The sequence below is a fragment of the Noviherbaspirillum humi genome, from assembly GCF_900188095.1.
Classification (GTDB): domain Bacteria; phylum Pseudomonadota; class Gammaproteobacteria; order Burkholderiales; family Burkholderiaceae_D; genus Noviherbaspirillum; species Noviherbaspirillum humi.
In genome coordinates this window covers 211496-233190 of record NZ_FZOT01000006.1, presented here as the reverse complement: position 1 = coordinate 233190, position 21695 = coordinate 211496, and the positions used below count along the sequence as shown (strand labels likewise).

Annotated in this window: 19 protein-coding genes; 4 read left to right on the top strand and 15 right to left on the bottom strand. The window is 64.8% G+C overall.

All coding sequences use genetic code 11. The features are described 5' to 3' along the window. Positions 1–8 precede the first annotated feature (8 nt). The 6 genes from CHB88_RS12100 to CHB88_RS12075 all read right to left on the bottom strand — a co-directional run bounded on the left by CHB88_RS12100 (position 9) and on the right by CHB88_RS12075 (position 6047). A complete protein-coding gene (locus tag CHB88_RS12100; protein ID WP_089399578.1) occupies positions 9–1010 on the bottom strand; it encodes a tripartite tricarboxylate transporter substrate binding protein in 1002 nt (333 codons plus the stop codon). Positions 1011–1133: 123 nt separating this feature from the next. After that, entirely contained in the window at positions 1134–2363 is a 1230-nt protein-coding gene (locus tag CHB88_RS12095) for an MFS transporter (protein WP_089399577.1), read from the bottom strand. Between the two features lie 70 nt (positions 2364–2433). Beyond that, positions 2434–3753 (bottom strand): PQQ-dependent sugar dehydrogenase, encoded by a 1320-nt coding sequence (locus CHB88_RS12090; RefSeq protein ID WP_089399576.1) that lies wholly within the window; start codon positions 3751–3753, stop codon positions 2434–2436. A 4-nt stretch (positions 3754–3757) separates the two neighbouring features. Next, positions 3758–4237 carry an outer membrane protein assembly factor BamE domain-containing protein gene (bamE, locus tag CHB88_RS12085; protein WP_245844932.1) on the bottom strand — a complete coding sequence of 160 codons (480 nt, stop codon included), beginning with the start codon at positions 4235–4237 and terminating at the stop codon, positions 3758–3760. Positions 4238–4290: 53 nt separating this feature from the next. After that, complete coding sequence (locus CHB88_RS12080) at positions 4291–4755, bottom strand: DUF2269 family protein (protein ID WP_089399574.1); 465 nt, start codon at positions 4753–4755, stop codon at positions 4291–4293. Continuing rightward, positions 4755–6047 (bottom strand): SDR family oxidoreductase, encoded by a 1293-nt coding sequence (locus CHB88_RS12075; protein WP_089399573.1) that lies wholly within the window; start codon positions 6045–6047, stop codon positions 4755–4757. The genes CHB88_RS12080 and CHB88_RS12075 overlap by 1 nt, the downstream gene beginning before the upstream one ends. 163 nt (positions 6048–6210) lie before the next feature. Between CHB88_RS12075 and CHB88_RS12070 the strand changes: the two genes are divergently transcribed. After that, positions 6211–6699, top strand: a complete 489-nt coding sequence (locus CHB88_RS12070; RefSeq protein WP_089399599.1) for a hypothetical protein — start codon at positions 6211–6213, stop codon at positions 6697–6699. Here the strand turns inward: CHB88_RS12070 and CHB88_RS12065 are convergent, their stop codons facing one another. Next, on the bottom strand, positions 6700–8676 hold the full coding sequence (locus CHB88_RS12065; protein ID WP_089399572.1) for an acetoacetate--CoA ligase: 1977 nt from the start codon (positions 8674–8676) through the stop codon (positions 6700–6702). Positions 8677–8924: 248 nt separating this feature from the next. On the opposite strand from CHB88_RS12065, the gene CHB88_RS12060 reads away from it, so the two are divergent. Beyond that, the gene (locus CHB88_RS12060; protein ID WP_245844931.1) at positions 8925–10556 is read left to right on the top strand and encodes a response regulator; all 1632 of its coding nucleotides are present in this window, start codon (positions 8925–8927) and stop codon (positions 10554–10556) included. 18 nt (positions 10557–10574) lie between these two features. Here the strand turns inward: CHB88_RS12060 and CHB88_RS12055 are convergent, their stop codons facing one another. The 6 genes from CHB88_RS12055 to CHB88_RS12030 form a co-directional block, all read right to left on the bottom strand. Then, a complete protein-coding gene (locus CHB88_RS12055; protein ID WP_089399571.1) occupies positions 10575–11030 on the bottom strand; it encodes a response regulator in 456 nt (151 codons plus the stop codon). After that, on the bottom strand, positions 11005–13293 hold the full coding sequence (locus tag CHB88_RS12050) for an ATP-binding protein (RefSeq protein WP_217900156.1): 2289 nt from the start codon (positions 13291–13293) through the stop codon (positions 11005–11007). Before CHB88_RS12050 ends, CHB88_RS12055 begins: the two co-directional genes overlap by 26 nt. A 32-nt stretch (positions 13294–13325) precedes the next feature. Further along, positions 13326–13895, bottom strand: coding sequence for a biliverdin-producing heme oxygenase (locus CHB88_RS12045; protein ID WP_089399569.1), 570 nt, complete (start codon positions 13893–13895; stop codon positions 13326–13328). Positions 13896–14048: 153 nt separating this feature from the next. Continuing rightward, positions 14049–14690 (bottom strand): histidine phosphatase family protein, encoded by a 642-nt coding sequence (locus CHB88_RS12040; protein WP_089399568.1) that lies wholly within the window; start codon positions 14688–14690, stop codon positions 14049–14051. Positions 14691–14737: 47 nt separating this feature from the next. Beyond that, positions 14738–15157, bottom strand: a complete 420-nt coding sequence (locus tag CHB88_RS12035) for a response regulator (RefSeq protein WP_176442429.1) — start codon at positions 15155–15157, stop codon at positions 14738–14740. Between the two features lie 296 nt (positions 15158–15453). Next, a complete protein-coding gene (locus tag CHB88_RS12030; protein ID WP_089399566.1) occupies positions 15454–16383 on the bottom strand; it encodes a serine hydrolase in 930 nt (309 codons plus the stop codon). A gap of 226 nt (positions 16384–16609) precedes the next feature. Between CHB88_RS12030 and CHB88_RS12025 the strand changes: the two genes are divergently transcribed. Further along, positions 16610–17563 (top strand): ketopantoate reductase family protein, encoded by a 954-nt coding sequence (locus CHB88_RS12025; protein WP_176442428.1) that lies wholly within the window; start codon positions 16610–16612, stop codon positions 17561–17563. Between the two features lie 80 nt (positions 17564–17643). Here the strand turns inward: CHB88_RS12025 and CHB88_RS12020 are convergent, their stop codons facing one another. Further along, positions 17644–18840, bottom strand: coding sequence for a serine hydrolase domain-containing protein (locus CHB88_RS12020; protein WP_089399565.1), 1197 nt, complete (start codon positions 18838–18840; stop codon positions 17644–17646). A 289-nt stretch (positions 18841–19129) separates the two neighbouring features. Between CHB88_RS12020 and CHB88_RS12015 the strand changes: the two genes are divergently transcribed. After that, complete coding sequence (locus CHB88_RS12015) at positions 19130–20782, top strand: CHASE domain-containing protein (protein WP_245844929.1); 1653 nt, start codon at positions 19130–19132, stop codon at positions 20780–20782. Positions 20783–20799: 17 nt separating this feature from the next. On the opposite strand, the gene CHB88_RS12010 is transcribed toward CHB88_RS12015, so the two are convergent. Then, positions 20800–21687: an endonuclease gene (locus CHB88_RS12010; protein ID WP_089399564.1), complete on the bottom strand. Its 888-nt coding sequence runs from the start codon at positions 21685–21687 to the stop codon at positions 20800–20802. Positions 21688–21695: the final 8 nt, after the last annotated feature.

Here is a 21695-nt window from a genome sequence, read left to right as displayed (position 1 = left end):
ATGCTGAATCAGCTGGTCTTCTGCAGGCCGAGCATCTCCACCGTTTCCTTCTCTTCGCGGTAGGTGTCCTGCGCGAACTTGGTGTAGGCAGCGCTATCCATGTAGATCACCGGCTGGTCGAATTTGTCGAGCACCGCGAGCACGTTCGGATCTTCCAGGGTTTTCTTGAAGGCGTCGTGCAGCTTCCTGACGAGGGCCGGGTCCATGCCCTTCGGGCCGCCGATGCCGAACGGCGAATCCGAGACGGTCTGATAGCCGAGTTCCTGCAGCGTCGGCACGTTGGGCCAGCGCTTGGTGCGCTTGCTGCCGTAGGTGGCGAGCAGGCGGGCGCGGCCCGACTCCACCGCGCCGGCCCAGCCGGTGGCATCGCTGTGCGCCATGACGTGGCCGCCGAGCAGCGCCTGCATGCCGTCGGCATTGCCTTTGTACGGAATGTGAAGCAGCTTGACGCCGGCACGGCGGGCGAACTGCTCCACCACCAGATGCGGCGTGGTGCCGGTGCCGGTGGAACCGTAGCTGAACTGGCCCGGATTGGCCTTGGCGTAGTCGACCAGGTCCTTCATCGACTTGATCGGCGAGTCGGAGCGGACCACCATGCCGAAGGTGTAGCCGGTCAGGCAGGCGATGTAGGTCAGGTCCTTGACCGGATCGAAAGTGACCTGCTGCATGTGCGGCAGGCGGAAGATGCCGAGCGGCAGCTGGGAAATGGTGTAGCCGTCGGGTCGGGCGTTGGCCAGTTCGGCGGCGCCGAAAATGCCGCCGGCGCCCGGCTTGTTTTCGACGATCATGGTGCCGCCCAGCGCCTTGCCGGCGGACTCGGCGAAGGTGCGCATCACCACGTCGGTGGAGCCGCCTGCCGGCCAGGGGCAGATCAGGCGGATCGGCTTGTTGGGGTAGTTCTGCTGCGCGACGGCGAGGCCAGGCGCGGCCAGCGTGGCGCCGGCTGCGGCAGAGGCCTTGAGAAAATCACGGCGGGAAAACGGGACGGAAGGTTTGCGGGAATCGGTCATGGTTGTCTCCTGTCAGGAAGGCCGCCCGTTTGATTGGGTTATGTGGAAGACAGCGGCCCTCTATCAGCCGACGAGTCTACCGGAACAGTTTGCCGGATCAACGAAATTCTTTAGAGCTTGGCATCAGGAAAGCGCTGGCAGCTTGCGCAGTCGGACGGCGATCAGCAGGCAGGCCGCCAGACACAGGCCGAGCAGCAGCGTGACGCCGCCCCAGCCGCCATGCGTCCAGGCCAGCCCCGAGGCCGATCCGAGCAGGCTGGAGCCGAGGTAGTAGAAGCTCAGGTAAAGCGCCGAGGCCAGCGCCCGCGCCGTGGTGGCGCGCCGCCCTACCCAGCTGCTGGCGATGGAGTGGGCGCCGAAGAAGCCGAAGGTGAACAAGGCAAGGCCGGCGATCACCGCGATCAGCAGGGAGGCAAGCGTCAGCAGCAGGCCGAGGCCCATGGCCAGCACCATGATCCACAGCACCTTGCGCCGGCCGAGCCGGTCGGCGAGGCGGCCTGACCATACTGAAGCGAAGATGCCGATCAGGTACAGTGAAAACACCGCGCCGCTGGCGCTGTGCCGCAGCGAAAACGGCGGCTGCGCCAGCCGGTAGCCGAGATAGTTGTAGACGCTCACGAAGCAGCCCATCAGCAGGAAGGCGATCAGGAAGATCCACGGCAGGCCGGCATCGGACAAATGGCGGCGGATGTCGCCCAGCATGCCGGCGGCATGGAAGCGGCGCGGCTGGAAGTGGCGCGACGGCGGCAGGCTGCGACAGAACTCCAGCGCCGACAGCAGTCCGGCAATGCCGATGACGGCGAAGGCAATGCGCCAGGAGATGAAGTCGGCGAGCAGCGAGCTGAGGATGCGTCCGAGCATGCCGCCGAAAGCGGTGCCGCCGATGTAGAGGCCCATCGACCTGCCGAGCGCCAGCGGATCGATCTCTTCGCTCAGGTAAGCCATGGCCACGGCCGGCACGCCGGCCAGGGCCATGCCGAGCAAGGCGCGCAAAACCAGCAATTGCGGGTAGGTCTGGGCCAGCGCGCACAGCACCGTCAGCACAGCCGATGCCAGCAGCGCCGCGCCCATCAACAGCTTGCGGCCGATTACATCCGACAGCGCGCTTGCCAGCAGCAGCAGCACGGCCAGCGTGCCGGTGGACGCCGAGAGCGACCAGCTGCTCTCCGTCGGGCTCAATCCGAATTCCGCCGACAGCAGCGGCATCAGCGGCTGGGCGGTATAAAGCAAGGCGAAAGTGGAGAAGCCGGCGAAGAACAGCGCCCGGTTGGTGCGGCGAAATTCGGGCGTGTCCACCTGGATGTGGCCGGCGGCGGAAGCGCCGGCGGGCGCGACGTTAGGAGTGGCGTTCAATCAGTGCTCGGACGGCGTCGATGCGATGCGCCATTCTAAAGGACATGCCGGCGCGACGCATGCTGCCGCCCTACTTCGCCGGCGCCACCCGCCAGATGGTGTTGCCGACGTCATCGGCCACCAGCAGCGCGCCAGCCTTGTCTACGGCCACGCCGACCGGACGGCCGAGCGCGTCGCCCTTCTCGCTCAGGAAGCCGGTCAGCACGTCCTGCGGCTGGCCGCTCGGGTTGCCGTCGGCGAAAGGCACATGGATCACCTTGTAGCCGCTGGCCGGCTTGCGGTTCCAGGAACCATGCTGGCCGATGAATACGCCGCCGCGGTACTGGGCCGGCAGCAATGCCGCTTCATAAAAGGCCAGCCCGAGCGATGCGGTATGCGGGCCGAGCGCGTAGTCGGGCACCAGCGCCTTTTCCACCAGATCGGGCCGTTGCGGCTTGACCCGCTCGTCCACATGCCGTCCGTAATAGCTGTAGGGCCAGCCGTAGAAGCCGCCCTCCTTCACCGAAGTCATGTAGTCCGGCACCAGGTCGCTGCCGATCTCGTCGCGCTCGTTGACTGCCGTCCACAGCACGCCGGTCTTCGGTTCCCAGCCCAGGCCGTTCGGATTGCGCAGGCCGGAGGCGAACAGCCGCGTGCTGCCGCTGGCCGGATCGACCTCGAGGATGGCGGCGCGGTTGGTTTCGTTCTCGATGCCGTTCTCCGCCACATTGCTGTTCGAGCCGACGGTGACATAGAGCCGCTTGCCATCCTTGCTGGCGATGAGGTTCTTGGTCCAGTGATGGTTGATTTCCCCGGCCGGCAGATCGGCCACCTTCACGCCCGGCCCGGCGGCGCGCAGTTCGCCCCTGCGGTAAGGAAAGCGCATGACCGCATCGGTATTGGCCACGTAGAGGTCATTGCCGACCAGCGCCATGCCGAAGGGGGAATTCAAGCCCTGCAGGAACACGCTGCGGATTTCCGCGATGCCGTCGCCGTCGGCATCGCGCAGAATCATGATGCGGTTCGGGCTGGGCACGCCGGCGCCAGCCTTGGCCATGAACTTCTTCATCAGCCAGCCGCGAATGCCGGTGTGCCGGTCCTTCTTCGGCGGCGCATTGGTCTCGGCCACCAGCACATCGCCGTTCGGCAGCACATGCAGCCAGCGCGGATGCTCCAGCCCCGCCGCGAAGGCATTCACCGCCAGCCCCGGCGCCGCCACCGGCTTGCCGCCTTCGGGCCAGCCTTTGGCCGGCGCGATGTTCACCGTCGGAATCGCCGACTTGACCGGCGGCGGCAGGGTCGGGTTGGGGCCGATGCCGGCTTCCATCGGCAGCTTGGCAGTCTCGCTGCAACCGGCAAGCATGAGCGTGAGTAGGCTGATGGCGAGGAAGGGGGAACGCGATGGGCTCATGCTGTCAGCCTCCCATGTTGACGTCGGACGTCGAGGTGCCGGTCACTTTGCGGGTATTGATGTCGAAGTGCACGTTGAACAGGCGGTCATTGGGGCCTTCGAGGTACTTCCAGTCCCAGACTTCCTCTTTCTTGCGCTTGTACTGCGCCACGCTGCGGGGCTTGCCGAGCATGCGCCGCACGTCATCCTCGCTCATGCCGGGCTTGATGCGGGCGAAGTTTTCCATGGTCAGCACCTGTTCATAGTCACGCAGCTTGCCGCCCTTGTCGATGTGGAACATCCAGGTGCGGGAGCCGGCGGGTCCTTTCGGATACTCCAGGGTGCGGCTGCCGTCGTCGTCTTCCCAGACGGTGTCGGGCTTGCCCATCACCATCCGCACTTCGGCTTCGGTGGAAACGCCCTTTTCCAGCTTGTCGAGGCCGAATTCCTGGATCGGGTTGCCGTTCTTGTCGCAGGCGCCGAGGAGAAATGAGAACAGGGACATGATGAGTAGTTTACGTAAAGAGAACATGATCGTCCTTGGAGCGAGTTGCCGGGTCAGGCCGGCTTGGTCACCATCAGGTAGAACACTATCACCAGCCCGAAGAATGCCGGGATGCCGAGCAGCACCCAGAGCTTCAGGTAGTTCCAGTAGCGCTGGGGCAGCGGCGCGTTGGCGGCGGCGGCTTCCTGCGCCATGGCGCGCATGCGGATCTGCAGCCATACCACCGGCAGCCAGCAGGCGCCGGCGAGGAAATACAGCGCGAAGGACCACATGATCCAGCGGCTGGCGAGCGGAAAGCCGGCGAGGTGCATCATGTACAGGCCGGTGAGCGGCTGGATGATGATGGTCGGCGTGGTGAACAGCCAGTCCGCCAGCACCACGAAGCGCACCACCACGGCTGTGGCGCGCACATCCTTGGTCAGGCTGGTAAACAGCATGTAGAACGCCGAACCCAGCCCGGTGCCGAACAGCAGCGTCGAGGACAGGATGTGCAGCCACTTCACGGTGAGGTAATCCATCACTCTTTCTCCATTTCCATCAGCAGCCAGATGGCCGCCAGCATCGGCAGGTTCTTCAGCAAGGGACCATAGGGATGCAGCCAGAATTCCGGCAGCCGCCAGCTGATGATCAGGGTGTAGAACGCGATGACGGCAATCTGTCCCAGCCACATCAGGCGGCGCAGCAGACGTCCGCGCAGGAAGAGCGTGGCGATGCCGAAGCCAAGGTCGAGCAGCGCTGCGCCGTAGAGCATGACGGGCGCGAGGACGCCGGTGACGCCGACCCGCGCCAGCAGCGCATAGCTTTCCTGCACCGGGTACAGGCCCAGCGAAACGATGCCGGTGACGATCCACACCAGCGCCACCGTCAGCCTCACGATCGGCAGCAGCCAGTCGAGCCGGGCGCGGGCGCGCAGCGCCGGCGCGGCGCCGGCGGCGATGAAGGCTTCCACCGGCCGGGGCGCATGGCCCAGCAGACGGGTGATGGCGCCGGCGTCGGCGGTGTTGCCGCGCTCCAGCATGCCGAGGGTTTCCGGATCGAGCAGGCTGCCGGGCAGCCTGTCGGCGACGGATGCGGCAACCCGCACCAGGGAAATGGGCACGGAAAAGAACAGCGGCCGGCCCATGCCCATGGCGGCGCGCAGCCGGGCGAGGTAGTCGCGCAGCGTCATCGGCTGCGGGCCGACCAGGGCGATGCGGCTGCCGCTCGTCGGGCGGCGTTCGGGATGCTGGAGCAGCGCCACGACGGCCGCTACCGCATCGTCGATATGCACCGGCTGGATCGTTTGCCTGCCCTGCCCCGGCAATCCGATCAGCGGCAGGCTGGCGAGCATGCCGAACAGGCGGGCGCTGGCGCCGCCGGGGCCGTAGACCAGCGAGGGCTGGACGATGAGCGAATGCAGCGGCAGGCTGGCGAGGTAATCGTCGGCGGCGCGCTTGCTCAGGTGGTAGCGGCTGGCGGCGTGTTCGTCCGCGCCGAGGGCGGAGATCTGGATCACCAGGGGCACGCCGGCTTCGGCGCAGGCGGCGAAGAGCGCCTTGGGCGCGCTTTCATGGATGGCGGAAAAGGTCTGGGCGCCCTGCTCCCGGATGATGCCGACCGCATTGATCACCGCCTCGACGCTCTGCAGACGCGGCGCCCAGGCGGCGCGGTCGAGGTCGCGGGTGAAGTCGGCTGCGACGTAGCGCATGCGGGGATCGGCTTGCCGGGCCGGATCACGCACGGCACACGTGACTTCATGGCGCGCCTGCAGCAGCGCCTCGGCGATCTGCCGGCCGATGAAGCCGCTGGCACCGGTGAGCAATACCTGCAATTTCTCATCCTTTCCTGGAAGGGAACCGTTGCTGCGCGGCGAAATCTATAAGTGGCATTGCAACAATGTTAACGATCGACCATCTTACGACCGGGCAGCGCCAAGCTGAGTTCATTTACCGTTCAGACAAACCCGCATCGATATCGGCACACGGATGATCCCCATGAAAAGACGCAGCCACAGCTGGGCGCAAACCTTGCGCGATGGACTCGTTTCCGGCGCGATTTCCAGTTTGACCTCGACCGCGGCGCTGAGCGTCCGGGGCGCGATGGAGAGCGGATCGCTGTGCGCGCCGGTGAATGCCATCAGCCGTTGGGTCTGGGGCGAACGGGCCGTGGCGCATGACGAGCCGAGCCTGCGCCATACCCTGCTCGGCTATGGCATCCACCATGCCTCATCGACCCTCTGGGCGGTAGTCTACGAGCGCTGGTTCGGGGAGGTGGCCCGCCGCAGCGGGCCGGGGCCGGCGCTGGCTGCCGGGATGGCGGTCGCCGGCATGGCCTGCTTCACCGATTACCGCCTCACGCCCGACCGTCTGGAGCCGGGATACGACCGCCGCCTGACCGCCCCGTCGGTCGGACTGGCCTATGTGGCGTTCGGAGCCGGCGTGGCGCTGCGCAGCATCTGGGCGGCGCAGCGCCGTTCCGACTGATCAGGCGGCCGCTGCCTGCCGTTGCCGTGCCAGGTCGATGAAGACGTCGAGGCTCTCCGGATTGGCCATGGCGTCCCGGCTGGCGGCCTGATCCGCCTGCATGCCGAGCAGGATTTTCTTCACCGGCAATTCCATCTTCTTCCCGCTCAGCGTGCGCGGGACCGCGCCGATGGCGATGATCTCGTTGGGCACATGACGGGCCGAAAGCGCTTCCCGGATATGGCGGTTGATGCGCTGCTTCAGCGCGTCGTCGAGCACCGCGCCCGGCGCCAGCACCACGAACAGCGGCATCCAGGATTCGCGGCCGAGGTACTCGAGATCCACCACCAGGCTGTCCTGCACCTCGTCCAGCGCTTCCACCACGCGGTAGATCTCGCTGGTGCCCATGCGGATGCCGTGGCGATTGATGGTGGTGTCGGAACGGCCGTAGATGATGGCGCCGCCGCGCGGCGTGATGCGCAGCCAGTCGCCGTGCCGCCACCAGCCGGGATAGGTGTCGAAGTAACTGTCGTGGTAGCGCTTGCCGCCCGGGTCGTTCCAGAAATAGAGCGGCATCGATGGCATCGGCTTGGTCACCACCAGCTCCCCGACTTCATCCTCCAGCGGCCTGCCCTGCTCATCCATGGCGTACACCGCCACGCCGAGCGCGCGGCATTGCATTTCGCCGGCGTACAGCGGCAGCGTCGGGCAGCCGCAGACAAAGGAAGCGGCGACATCGGTGCCGCCGCTGATCCCGACCAGCAGCACGCCGGGGCCGAATTCGCGGTAGATCCAGTCATAGGCTTCCGGCGGCAGCGGCGAGCCGGTGGTGCCGAGGCTATGCACCCGGCTCAGGTCGGCCAGTTCGCGCGGCTTCAGCCCGGCCTTCATGCAGCCGGCGTAATAGGCGGCGCCGGCGCCGAAAAAGGTGATGCCGGCTTCCTCGGCAAAGCGCCACAGCACGCCCAGATCGGGATGGCCGGGGTTGCCGTCATAGATGCAAAGGGTGGCGCCGAGCAGCAGGCCCATCATCTGCGAATTCCACATGATCCAGCCTGTGGTGGAGTACCACATGAAGCGATCGTCCGCCTGCAGGTTGCCGTGCAGTCCATGCGCCTTCAGGCTTTCGATCAGGACGCCGCCGTGGCCGTGAACGATGGGCTTGGGCATGCCGGTGGTGCCGGAGGAGTAGACGATCCAGAGCGGATGGTCGAAGGGAAGCTGCTCGAATGCCGGCTCGGCGTCGTTGGCAATCAGCGCTTTCCATTCGGCGGCGTCTTCCAGGCTTGCCTGCGCATCGAGATAAGGCAGCAGCACCAGATGGCGCACCGAGGGCAGCGATCGCCGCAGCGAGCGCACTACGTCGAGCCGGTCGAAATCCTTGCCGCCGTAACGGTAGCCGTCGACGGCGAGCAGCACCGTGGGCTCGATCTGGCTGAATCGGTCGACCACGCTGGCACTGCCCATGTCGGGCGAACAGCTGGACCAGACGGCGCCGATGGCGGCGCAGGCATGAAAGGCGACGGCGGTTTCCGGCAGGTTGGGCAGATACGCGGCGACGCGGTCTCCCGGCATCACACCCATGCGCTTGAGACTGGCGGCCATGGCGGCCACCTGGCGCCGGAATTCGGACCAGGACAGTTCTGCCGTCGGCCGCAGTTCGGAGCGCGAAATGATGGCAGGACGATCCGGCTCGTCGAGGTGATGGCGGAACACTTGTTCTGCATAGTTCAGCCGGGCGCCTTCGAACCAGCGGGCGCCGGGCATGCGCTCGGCGTCCAGCACCGCCGTGTACGGCATGCTATGGCGGATGTCGAAGTAGCGCCAGATGCTCTCCCAGAAGTCGGCGAGCCGGTCCACCGACCAGGTCCACAGCGCCGGATAATCGGCGAAGCGCAAGCCGTGATTCATTTCCAGCCAGTGCTGGTAGTCGGCGAGCCGGCTATGGTTCAGGCGCGCTTCATCCGGCGTCCATAGCGCCTTCGGGTTTTCCGTCATGGGTATCGTCTCCTCCGTGTTATGCCCGGCGTTTTCGGCTTGTACGTGCCAGCGTTCTGCCTGGCCAAGCTTAACCGATGCCTGAACTGTGATTAATCCTGCTTGGTTGAGCTTGCTCAAAAGTTCTGGAAAGGAAAGCTGTATTTTCATACAATTTTGCGACAGCCATGCTTTGGTTCGATTCCGCCGATCCATCGCTGTATTGGGTGCGGTCAGATGACCTCAAGGCGGCCATTTCGGAGAACGGGTTGGGAAACGAATCGAACATGCACTGCGTCCTGGGGCAGCAGCAAACCAAAGTCCTTCTGATCGACGACCAGGTCATCGTCGCCGAGATGATCAGCGACATGCTGCACGGCCAGCCCGACTTCAGCCTCGATTACGTTCCCGATGCCAAGCAGGCGCTCGACAATGCCCTGCTCTTCAAGCCCACGGTCGTCCTCGTCGACCTCAAGATGCCGGCCATCGACGGCTTCGGCCTGATCCGGCTGTTTCGGAATCATCCGGAAACCCGCCAGCTGCCGATCATTCTGCTCTCCTCCGAGGAAAGCCCCGAGAACAAGGTGCAGGGATTTTCCGTCGGCGCCAACGATTACCTGGTGAAGTGGCCAAACAAGCTGGAATTGGTGGCCCGCTTGCGCTACCACTCCAGCGCCCATATCGCCCACCGCGAGCGCGACGATGCCTATCTGTCCCTGCATCGCAGCCAGCAGGAACTGCTGGCCCGGACGCGGGAACTGGCGCAGAGCCATGCAGCGCTGCACCATGCGCAGAAGATGGAAGCAGTCGGCAAGCTCACCGGCGGCGTGGCCCATGACTTCAACAACGTGTTGCAGATCATCAGCGGACACCTGCAGCTGCTCATGCTGGATGCGGCGGATAGCCCCGTCATGCGGGACCGCATCACCGCCGCGCTCGATGGCGTCGGCCGCGGCGCCAAGCTGGCTTCCCAGTTGCTGGCCTTTGCCCGTCGCCATCCGCTGCAGCCTGCGGTGATCCATCCCGGCGATCTGCTCCATGGCATGACGGAACTGCTGAAACGGGCGCTCGGCGATGGGCCGGAATTGGATATCCGGGTCGCCGATGATCAGTGGAACACCCTGGTCGATCCGAACCAGCTGGAAAGCGTGATCCTCAATCTCGTCCTGAACGCGCGCGACGCCATGGGCAGCCGCGGCAGGCTGCTGATAGCAACCGACAATCTTCGGGTGGAAACTGCGCAGCCCGGCTTGGATAGCGGCGAATATGTGCGAATCACCGTGTCCGACACCGGCATGGGCATGCCGCCGGATGTGCTGGACCGCGCCTTCGAGCCTTTTTTCACCACCAAGCCGGACGGCCAGGGCACCGGCCTGGGACTCAGCATGGCCTACGGCTTCGTGAAACAGAGCGGCGGCCATATCGACATCGACAGCCGGTTCGGTCACGGCACCACCCTGCGCATCGTTCTTCCGCGCACGCGGCAACTGCTGCCGGTCGGGGCAGCTGATGTGGAACCGGCGATCGCCGGCGGAACCGAGACGGTGCTGGTGATCGAGGACGAGGAACAGGTAAGGCGCACCACCTGCGAGCTGCTCGGCCGCTACGGCTACCGCATCCTGCAGGCGGAAGATGGCGCGGCCGCGTTGCGGCTGCTGACGGACGGAACCGAGGTGGACCTGGTGTTCAGCGACGTGGTCATGCCGGGCAAATTGCGCGGCGTCGAGCTGGCGCGGGAAATCAGGAAGCTGGCGCCGGCGGCGCGCATCCTCTTCGCCTCCGGCTATGCCGAAGGCACGCTGGTCCACGACGGCAAGCTGGAGCCAGGCTTTTGCCTGCTCAGCAAGCCCTATTCAGGCCTGACGCTGGCGCGCCAGATCCGGCATATGCTAGATGCCTGACGCTTCCCGCCTGCGCCGTCAGCTGCGGCGCACGTAGCGCATGGAGCCGGGCGGCGGCTCGTTCAGCACCGCCCAGAAAATGCCGAGGTCGGCGATGGCGCGGATGAATTCCTTGAAATCGACCGGCTTGACGACATAGGCGTTGACGCCGAGTTCATAGCTGCGCAGCAGATCCTGCTCTTCGCGCGACGAAGTCAGCATCACGACCGGAATGCTCTTCAATCCCGCATTGGTGCGGATCATGCGCAGCACTTCCAGCCCGTCGATCTTGGGCAGCTTGAGGTCCAGCAGGATGACAGCGGGGTTGCCGGTGGCGCGTCCGGCGAAATCGCCTTCCGCATTCAGATAATCCATGGCCTCGGCGCCGTCGCGCACCACCACGACATCATTGGCCAGCTGGCTCTTCTCCAGTGCGATCAGGGTAAGTTCGAGGTCGTTGGGATTGTCTTCAACGAGAAGAATTGGCTTTAACATGGGTAGTGCTGGATTGTTCAGGCACGCTCAGGTGCACGGGGATTGAAAAGGAGAACATGGCGCCTTCGTCCGGCCTGCCCTCGGCCCAGACCCGCCCGCCGTGGCGCTCCACGATGCGGCGGACGTTGGCCAGGCCGATGCCGGTACCCTCGAAGTCTTCCATGCGATGCAGGCGCTGGAAAACGCCGAACAGCTTGTGGACATACTCCATGCTGAAGCCGACGCCATTGTCGCGCACATGGAAGATGATTTCGTCGTTGGTGCTCTCCGAGCTGACCTCGATTTCTGCCACTTCGCGCGTGCGGGTGTATTTCACCGCATTCGCCAACAGGTTGTAAAGGGCCAATTGCAGGAAGGCCGGATCGCCTTCGATCATCGGCAGGCTGGCGATTTTCCAGTTGACCACCCTGCCCTCGTCGTCATTGGCAATCTTGGTCAGCGCATTCGTGACCAATTCGTTCATGTCGACCTTGTCGATGCGCAGCGCGGCGCGGCCCATCTGGGAAAAACTGAGCAAATCGTCAACCAGCTTGCCGGCGAAACGGGCCGAATCCTTGATGTTGCGAAGGAAGCGCAGCCCGCGTTCGCTCAATTGGCTGCCCTCGAATTCCATCAGCAGGTCGGTGAAGCCCGCAATATGGCGCAAGGGCGCCCGCAGGTCGTGGGAAACCGAATAGGAAAACGATTCCAGTTCCTTGTTGGCGCGGCCCAAGCCTTCCGCGAGTTCCGCCATCTGCTCCGCCCGCTCGAGGACGATGCCGAGCAGCGCGGTGCGAAACTCGAGCGCCGTTTCGATCTCGCTCTTGCGCCAAGGGAGGGAGCGGCCGTGGACGGTTTCGCGCCACGTGGCGAAGCTGCTGCGCGGCGTAAGCGCCGCGGCGATGCCGTCGCCGACGTTTTCCTTGAGATGGGGGTTGCCGGCCCAGTCGATGGTGCGGATGACTTCCGGACGGAACCAGACCAGGTAATGCCGGTGGATTTGCGAGATCGGCAATGCCATGATGCCGCTGGCGCAGTCCTTGAATTCACTGGCCGGCGCATAGGCGCCGCTCAGGTCGTCGGTGTGGAACAGGTCGTTGTGGGAACGGGCGCTGAGCCACTCAACCAAGTCGAGGATCTGGGGCGCGTCCGGCGTCAGGCCGAAGCAGGACAATTTGCCTTCGAAGCAAATCGCTGCGCCGGACGCGTTGGCAAAGCGCAGCAGCTCATGCGAGACCGACGCCATGTTGGTGACGAAGTCGGTGCTCTGGCTGAGCGCCGACAGCATCGATACCAGGATGCGCCGCAGCTCCAGCCGGTAGGTGTACTCGTCCCGCTCTTCGCGGGATTCGATGCGCAGCGCAAGAATCTGTCCGAGCTGCTCGCATACGGCGCGGGCGTCGAAATCGACGAAGGCGGGTTCCGCGTTGTGGCAGGAGATCAAACCCCAGAGCTTGCCCTGGACCACGAGAGACACCGACATCGAGGCCAGCGTGCCCATGTTCTGCATGTAGCGCTTGTGCACTGGCGAGACGCTGCGCAGCGTGGCAAAGGAGAGGTCGGTCGGCTCGCCGGTGACTGGATTGCGGGGCGGCAGCAGGCTTGCCGGCTCATAGCCGGCATCGGGAATCAGCCGGACCCGGTTGGCGAGATAAAGATCGCGCGCCTGCCGCGGCACGTCGGACGCCGGAAAGCGCTGGTGCAGATAAGAGTGATAAGCCGGATTCCTGGCCTCGGCGATGACATGGCCGTGGCCCTCGTGGTCGAAGCGGTAGACCAGCACGCGGCCGAAGCCGGTCAGCGTCTTGATTTCGCGCGCCGCCAGAGCGCTCATCGCTTCCACCGAATCGGTATCGGTCAAGTGTGACAGGAAGTCGGAGATCAGCGAGGCCAGATGGCGCGAGCGGCCCGGCAGGGTCGAAGCGGTCGGCTCGAACTCCAGCATGAGCAAGCCGTCGGCCTGGTGAACCAGCAGATTCATCACGCCGCCGCCCGGCAGGGTCACCGCATCGAAATGGATGGGTTTGGCGATGTTGCCCTCTTCCCTCAGCACATCCCGGAGCCGCAGGCAGGGGGCTGCGCCGATGAGAACGGTTGCCGGCTGTCCGAGCAGCGCCGATGCAGCCAGCCCGGTGAAGGAAGCCGTGTTGTCGCTGACCTGGACGATCGCCATGTCTTCCTCGCGCACCGCGGCGAGAAAACCGTGCGGCTGAACGCTGCCGGGAATGCGGATCGCTTCCTGTTCGCATACGGTCAGGTCAATCGCTTCGTGTTGGCTTTCCATACTGTTGGTTCGGGTCGAAGTCATGAAAGCTGTCAGGTTCTGAACCACTCTGCCAGCGAGCGGAAGGCCGCCTTCGCCGCCTCGGCGGCAATGCGGCGCGCTTCGTCATCATCGAGGTGCATCTCGATCGCGTCGGTGAAGTCGCGCCAGCGGCGTCCGGTTTCCGGTCCATATCCCTGCAGCCACCGGGGGTTCCAGGGCGCCAGTGCCGGCTCCAGGTTCTTGCGTATCACCTGGGTGCCGAGCTGCGAACCCTCGATTACGTAGGCCAGGCCGAAACGGGCCGCGGCTGACGTGAGATCGGGCGTGAAGGCGCCGCCTGGCAGCGCTGTCAGCTCGCGTTCGTCGATATCGAAACGCCGCAGGTCTTCGGCGATCCAGTGCCGCTTGCCGTTGCGCGCCGGCGCCTCGATCGTCGCCGGCCACGGCGCCGTCCAGAGACGCTCCTCGAATGGCGCCATCCATCCCCACAGGGCTTTCAGGTAGGCATGATATTCGGCTGCGCCGGCACCCGGACGCGCTATCGCGAGGTGAGTTTCGAGATCATCATGCGCTTGGCGGGTGGCCGCGCGCAGCGCTTCCAGGGCGGGTCTTGCTGGCATCGTGAATGGCACTTGGGCCTGAAGGTTGAGCCGGGAATGCGGCCGCAGACGTTCCCGTCCCGGAATCAGCCACAGTCAGGAATGACGCGGCCGAGCCGAAGCGGCCATTTTACTCGGAAAGCCGGCACGGGGTTGCCAACCATTATGGCGGGCCTATTCGAGCGCGATGCGCCCGACGACGCGCAGTGTGCCCGCCACGGGTTTGGCCAGCACCATCTCGCCCGGAGCCGGCGATACATCGAGCATGTGCTGGATGTTCTGCGCATGGGTAACGAACACCACGTTGGCGGCGGCGGGAATGCGGGCAACTGTGGCAAGCACTTCGCGCGTCTTTTCTTCGTCGCTGCGCTTGCCCGGATCGTTGAACATCGAGTCCAGCATCGGAGCCGGCGTCACTTTGCCGAGCGCGAGCTTTGCGGTATCGAGGCAGCGGCACCAGCGGCTGCTGTAGACCTCGGCGATGGGCACCTGCCGACGGCGCAGGGTCTCGCCGATACGGGCAGCCTCAGCGCGTCCCTGCGGCGATAGATTGCGTTGGGTATCGCAGCGGTCGAGGATGAAGCCGGGGGGATCGCCTATGCCCGGCGTGGTGGACGCATGGCGGATGAAGATGGCATGGCCGCCCTGACGCAGCGCCGTCCACAATGCGTCGTTGTCCGCGCAGCGGCCCTCGACGGGATGGCCCGCTGCGAAAAGGGCCAGCACAAACAGCAACGCCGCCCATGGGCGGCGCAGCAAAACGAAATTCAGTCCGAAGGGGGCATTCGACAGGCGGGAAACCGGCGGATGCGACATCCTGCTATCCCTTTGAAGGCGTAACGAGGCCGTCCACGCCGGCGGCGTCAGGCCCGCTTCTGATACTGTTTGAGGACGTCCTGGATTTCGGCGAACTTGATCGGCTTGGCGAACACACGGTTGAAACCCGCTTCCAGCGCGCGCTGCTGCGCCTCGACGTCGCCATAGCCGGTCACCGCGATCAGCGGCAGGTCGGCGTAGTCTGCATTGGCGCGGAGTTCGCGGGCGAAATCGAAACCGTTCTTCTCGCCCGGCAGGCGCAGGTCGCAAAAGATGATGTCAGGGGAATTCTTGAGGGTGCTCTGCAGACCGGCGCGCACATTGAAGGCGACTTCCGTTTCGCAGCCCATGACTTCGAGCAGGTCGCAGAACAAGCGTGCCAGGTCCTGGTTGTCTTCGATGACGAGCACGCGCATCTTGAACTCCGGCAGAACCACGTCTTTATTGTTGTTGGTAGTGTTATTCACTCTTGCTCCAGAAAGTCGAATGGCGGCATCCGACGCAAATCCCTCGTATTTCAAGCCTGAACCGCGCTGCTGCATGCCGGTGGCCTGTTCACCGTCGTCTTTCACCCCTGTGCATCCCTCAAACCCATCGGATATGGATATGACAACCGACGGTATTCAGGACCTGTGAGACGTGCAAACCATGCTTCGCAATTGTAGTCGATCTAGTGGGTAAAGTAATTGAAAATCCCGCGTTGTCCTTTGATAAAGGGCAACGCGGGATGTTGAACTGGGAGTTGATTGGCGGAATCGGAAGGTTAGACGGTGCGGCCCTTGCGCGAGGCCTTTACCGCAGCCTTGGCTTTTACCAGCACGACGCCCGACTTCGACTTGCCATGCTTGCGTGCCGCGACCTGCTTCACGCCGTGATGGGCGAACAAGGCCCTGGCCTCGAGCGGCGGTTGGCCCGACAGGTAGCGCTGAACGTTCTCGGCATCCAGCACCCGGTAGGCGGTTTCCTTGGCGTTGAGCAGCACCAGGATGACATGGCGCCCCGCCGCCTGCATGCGCATGATCAGGCAGCGTCCGGCCTCGCGGGTGAATCCGGTCTTGGAGAGCAGGATGTCCCATCCCTTCTTCCCGACCAGCCCGTTGGTATTGCGGTACTGGACCGGCTTGCCGTTGATATCGACCAGTTCCGCCGTTTCGGTGGTGAGGCGCGAGATCTCGGGATAGTAGGAAGCAGCGGTGGCCATCTTCAGCAGGTCTGCTGCGGTGGATCGGTTGTGCGGCGACAGGCCGGTGGGCTCCTGGATCGAGGTGTCAGTCATGCCGAGCGCCTGCAGCTTGCTCCGGACTGCGTCGAGAAAGGCGATATGGCCGCCCGGGTAGGTGCGGCCGAGCGCCGCGGCGGCGCGGTTGTCGGAAGACATCAGCGCCAACTGCAGTACCGTGTGGCGCGGCAGCACGGCGCCGACCGGTACGCGGGAAGAGCTGTTTTTCAGGGTGTCGACATCGCTTTCGTCGATCGCAATGAGCTCGTCCATGTCCTGCTTGGCATCAAGCACGACCATGGCGGTCATCAGTTTGGTCAGGGAAGCGATGGGAACGACAGCGTGGGCATCTTTCTCAAGCAGCACCTGCCCGGTTTCCTCGTCGAAAACCAGCGCATGCTGCGAACTGAATGGTACCGCCCATGCTGTCAGCGAGCAGCTCAACATGGCCGCAAGCAGCGCTTTTTTGAACATATGGCACCAATAGGAAATGTTTATGACGAGAAATAATCATAACGCGTAACCCTGGTGCAAGGTTTCAGATTTTTAAGTCGAAGAAGAAATTATTTTTGGAATGTTGCGGACACGTCTTGAAGGGGTAGCAATTTGGAGAAGCCGTGTCCTGCCGGGTAAGCCGGTTTCGCGCATAATCGGCGGCACGCCGGCGCCGCATGCCGGATGAAAACGACCAGGAGGAGACATGAAGGAAGCGGAACAGGCCCCGATCCGGGCGCTGGTGGTGGGCGCTGGCGCGATCGGCGGCTTCTATGGCGCGCTGCTGCATGGCGCGGGCGCGGAGGTGTCGGTGGTATGCCGAGGCGAATTCGACGCGGTCCGGGAGCGCGGCTATGAACTGGCAAGCGACCGGCTGGGGAACCGCAGCTTCCGGCCGGCACAGGTGCTTCGCAGCGCTGGCGACTATCAGGGCGGCGCGCCGGATTACCTGATCGTCACGCTGAAGGTGGTGGAAGGCCTGGATCGGGTGGCGTTGATGCGCCCGGCCGTAGGGCCGCATACCGTGATCGTGCTGATCGAGAACGGCGTCGAGATCGAGGCCGAAATCGCCGCCGCCTTCCCGGACAACGAAGTGATCAGCGCCCTCGCCTTCGTCCAGGTCAGCCGTACCGGGCCCGGGCGGATTCGCCATTTCGCCTTCGGCGACCTCAATTTCGGCAATTATCCTTCCGGGGTGTCCGAGCGGGCGCGCCGGCTGGCTGCGCTGCTGGAAGCGGGCGGCATACGCTGTCCGCTGACAGACAAGGTGGCCGCCGCGCGCTGGCAGAAGGCGCTGTGGAACACGGTGTTCAATCCGATATCGGTACTGGGCGGCGCGCTGGATACGGCGCAGATCCTGGCCACGGCGGAAGGCTCCGCCTTCGTGCTGGAAGCGATGCGGGAAGTGGAAGCGATCGCGGCGGCGACCGGCCATCCGCTGGCGCCGGAACTGGCTGAGCAATTCATCGACGCCACCCGCAAGGGGCCGGCCTACAAGACCAGCATGGCGCTGGATTACGAGAACGGCCGGCCGATGGAAACCGAAGCCATCATCGGCAATGTGGTGCGGGCTGCGCAGCGCGAAGGCGTGCCGGCGCCGAGGTTGGCGTCGCTGTATGCACTGTTGAAGATGGTGGAGCGGAAGAGCCTTCCGCGGTGAATCACCGCCGGTACGGTTTCTTCACCTGCCGCATGGCGGATGGCCGGTGGATCGCGACGCCACCGGCATGCCGGGCCGTCCTACTCCAGGGCGGCGTAGACCATGTTGCGGAACAGCTGGCGGTAGTGCTGGCGCTGTTCCGGCGCCTGCATCAGGAAGATGGCGGCGATGTCTTCCAGCGGGTCGATCCAGAAGTAGGTGCCGGCCAGCCCGCTCCAGGTGTAGTCGCCGACGGATCCGGGAATGACGGCATTGCCTGCCGAGGTCCGCACCGCGAAGCCGAGTCCGAAGCCATAGCCCGGTCCCGGCAGATAGCTCGGGCCGGTCCGCGCCAGCGGCAAATCGCCGAGATGGTCGCTGGTCATGAAGTTCAGGGTGGAGCGCGACAGGAGGCGCTCGCCGTCCAGCTCGCCGCCGTTGAGCAGCATGCGCGCGAACTGCAGGTAGTCGCGGGCGGTGGAGACCATGCCGCCGCCGCCGGAAAAGAACACCGGCCGCTTGCCGACATAGTTCAGCTTCACGTCGGCGCCGGTGACCGGGTCCTTGTCGAAGGCCTGCGCCAGCCGGTGCAGCTGCTCTTCCTCGACCCAGAAGCCGCTGTCGCGCATGCCGAGCGGGTCCAGGATTCTTTCCTTCAGCAGCGCCTCGAGCGATTGGCCGGTGATCCGCTCGAGCAGCACGCCGAGCACGTCGGTGGAGTGGCTGTACTCCCAGATGGTGCCCGGCTGGCAGAACAGCGGCAGCGAGGCCAGCGTGCGGATGTATTCGTCGCTCGGCATCCGGGTGACGCCGATGCCGGCCTTCTGGTAGGCGGACTTCACCATCGAGCTGCCGAACAGCCCGTAGGTCAGGCCGGAAGTATGGCGCAGCAGGTCATGCACGGTGATCGGGCGCTCCACTTCGACCAGATCCAGCTTCGGCGCACCGGAGGCATCGCGCGACTCCACGCCCACCCTGGGCCGGACGAATTCCGGCAGGTAGTCCGAGATCGGGTCGGTCAGCAGCAGCCTGCCCTCTTCCACCAGCATCATGGCCGCCACCGACACGATGGGCTTGGTCATCGAATAGATGCGGAAAATGCTGTCGGTGGTCATCGGCGCGCCGCTCGCGGGATCCTGGGCGCCCAGCGCTACCTCGTAGGCGATTTCGCCGTGCCGCTCCAGCAGCATGACCGCGCCCGGTATGCGGCCGGCCTTGATGTCGTCGGAGAGTTTGTGGGTAAGCGCATCCAGCCTCGCTGCAGAAAAGGATGAAGAGAACAGTGAGCGTGAATTCATGACCGGTCCGGGAAAGAGATGAAGGCAGGTGCGTCCGGAGCGTCTGCCCGTCCGGCCTTGCCTGTTGATCGATTGCCTATTTTAGCCGAGCTGTCCGCAACGGGTTCGGCGCTGCATCGAGGGGCAGGCACGCAGGCCGGCGCACGGCAGCTGCATCAAGGCCGCGGCGGAAAGCGCGAACTTGAGTTCGCTTTCTTATTCCAATGCAAAAATGAACGGACCGGCAGCACGCAGTCCATGAGCCGCATCCGCGCCGCGCGATTTTGCGTTTCCTTTCTTCAAGCAGACATTGCCGCCGTTCAACCGCCAGATGGCCACCCACCCGCCCAACCCCCTCGATCCCGACTCCGGCGGCACAGGTCATGGCGAGGCGCCCCGGTCTGAGCGACTGTCGAACTGGACGCGGCATGGCGTCATCCTCCCGGCCCTGGTGCTGCTGCTGTGCCTGGGGGTCACCCGTCAGCTCTGGCAGGATGCGCGCGACAGCGCGCGGCAGGAATTGCAAACCCGTTTCGATTTCCGGGTTCGCGAATCCAACCGGCGCATCGAACAGCGCATGCTGACCTATGAACAGGTGCTGCGCGGCGTGGCCGGGTTGTTCGCGGCGTCTTCGCAAGTGACGCGCCAGGAGTTCCACCGATACGCATCCACCCTGCGCCTGAAGGAGAACTATCCCGGCATTCAGGCGTTAGGCTTTTCCGCCCAGGTGCCGGCGTCGGAAATCGCGCGTTTCGTCGATGCCATGCGGGCCGAAGGCTTCCCGGATTATCAGGCCTGGCCCGCCGGCAGCCGCGAGTGGTACGGTCCGGTCCAGTACATCGAGCCGTTCGAAGGCCGGAACCTGCGGGCCTTCGGCTTCGACATGCTGACCGATCCGGTGCGGCGAGCGGCGATGGAACAAGCCCGCGATACTGGCAAGGCGGCGGTGTCGGGCAAGGTCACCCTGGTCCAGGAAACCGATAGGGACATGCAGATCGGCTTTCTGATGTACATGCCCATCTACCGCGACGGCGCTTCGCCGGACTCTGCCGACGCAAGACGGGACAGCCTGAGCGGCTGGGTTTATGCCGCCTTCCGCATGACAGACCTGATGAACGAACTGCAGGGCGACCGCCCGGTCGAGCTGGACGTGGAGGTCTACGACGGCAATCAAATGTCCGATCAGTCGCGCATGTTCGACACGCTCCAGGAATCGCGGGCGGCGGTATTCAGCAATCCGCTCACCAGCATCCAGCGACTGGAGATCGCCGGCCATTCCTGGATCGTCGTCAACGCCGCCCTGCCCGGCTTTGCCGCCAGCGCCGATACCGGCAAGGCGGAGCTGATTCTGCGGGGCGGCATCAGCATCGCGTTGCTGCTGGCGCTGCTGACCTGGCTGCTGCTCGACGACCGCACCCGCGCGCTGCGCGCCAGCGAGCAGGCAATGCGCCTGGCGCTGTACGACGTGCTGACCGGCCTGCCCAACCGCAAGCTGATGATGGAACGGCTCGGGCAGTCGATCGCCGCGGCGCGGCGCGAGCGCGGCCGCGTTGCGCTGATGTTCATCGACCTCGACCGCTTCAAGCCGGTCAACGACAATTACGGCCATGCGATCGGCGACCTGCTGCTCAAGGAAGTCGCCAGCCGCCTGCAGCACAGCATGCGCGAATCGGATACGGCGGCCCGGCTCGGTGGCGATGAATTCGTGCTGCTGTTGCCGCGGGCGGAAAGCAATCAGGGCGTGGCGGTGGTGGCGCACAAGGTGCTGCAGGAACTGAACCGGCCGTTTCTGATTGCGGGACATGAATTTCATATCTCGGCCAGCATCGGCGTGGCTTTTTTCCCGGACGACGCGGTGGATGAGAAGATCCTCATCCGCTATGCCGACGATGCGATGTACCAGGCCAAGCACAGCGGCCGCGGCACGATCCACTTCTATCGACATCCGGGCAAGCAGGCCTGAGCGCTCTTCGTGAAGGCTCAGACCTCGATCGGCGTCAGCAGCAGGTCGCCGCGCAGCATCGGCTTGACCAGGATCTTGTAGGTGTCGACGTCGAAGCGCCGCCGCGCCGGCCGCCGCACTGGCCGCCGTCCCTTGCGCCGTTCGATGGAGCCGAGATAGAACCAGTGGTCGACGATATGGGTCTGGCGCCAGCCGTCGCACTCTTCCACGATGCCCATGGGCCCGGGATAGGGCCACACCACCACCCGCAGCTCTTCCAGCGCGGCCAGCAGGCGGGCGTCATGGGCTTCCGAGGCTTCATCGCCGGTGCAGGCGCCCAGGCAATGGCGCAGCTGGCGGGCGAAGCAGGCGCGGCCGCGGATGGCGCTCTCCAGCCCGGTGCGGGCATGGCACAGGCGGTGGTTCTCGACGATCTCTCGCAGCTTGTCCTGTGCCGCCCGCTTGCTGGCGAACAGCCCATAGAGGCCCTGGGTTCGGGCGAAGTCATGGTCGCGCTCGTACACCACCTGCGGCGCCGGCGTGCCGCTGTCCGGATCGAAGCGCAGCGCGCACATCTCGCGGGTATTGCGCAGCTTGACGTTGTAGAGCGGCTGCATTTCCTTGATCAGCCGCGACTCCAGCAGCAGCGCGCCGATGTCGCCGGCCGTGCGCTGGAAGTCGACGCGGCGCGTCTGCTCCAGCATGCGGGCTTCCGCCGGCGTGCGCAGGTGCGACAGCACCCGGGTGCGGATGTTGACGCTCTTGCCGATGTAGAGAGGCCGCTCCAGCGCGTCGCGGAAGATGTAGATGCCCGGCTTGGAAGGCAAGGCGGCGATGCTGTCGCTATCGATGTGATCGGGATAGCAATAGCCGGTCGAGAGGCGCGGCGCGGTGACCAGGCCGACCGAGGTGACGCGGGATGACATGAAATGGC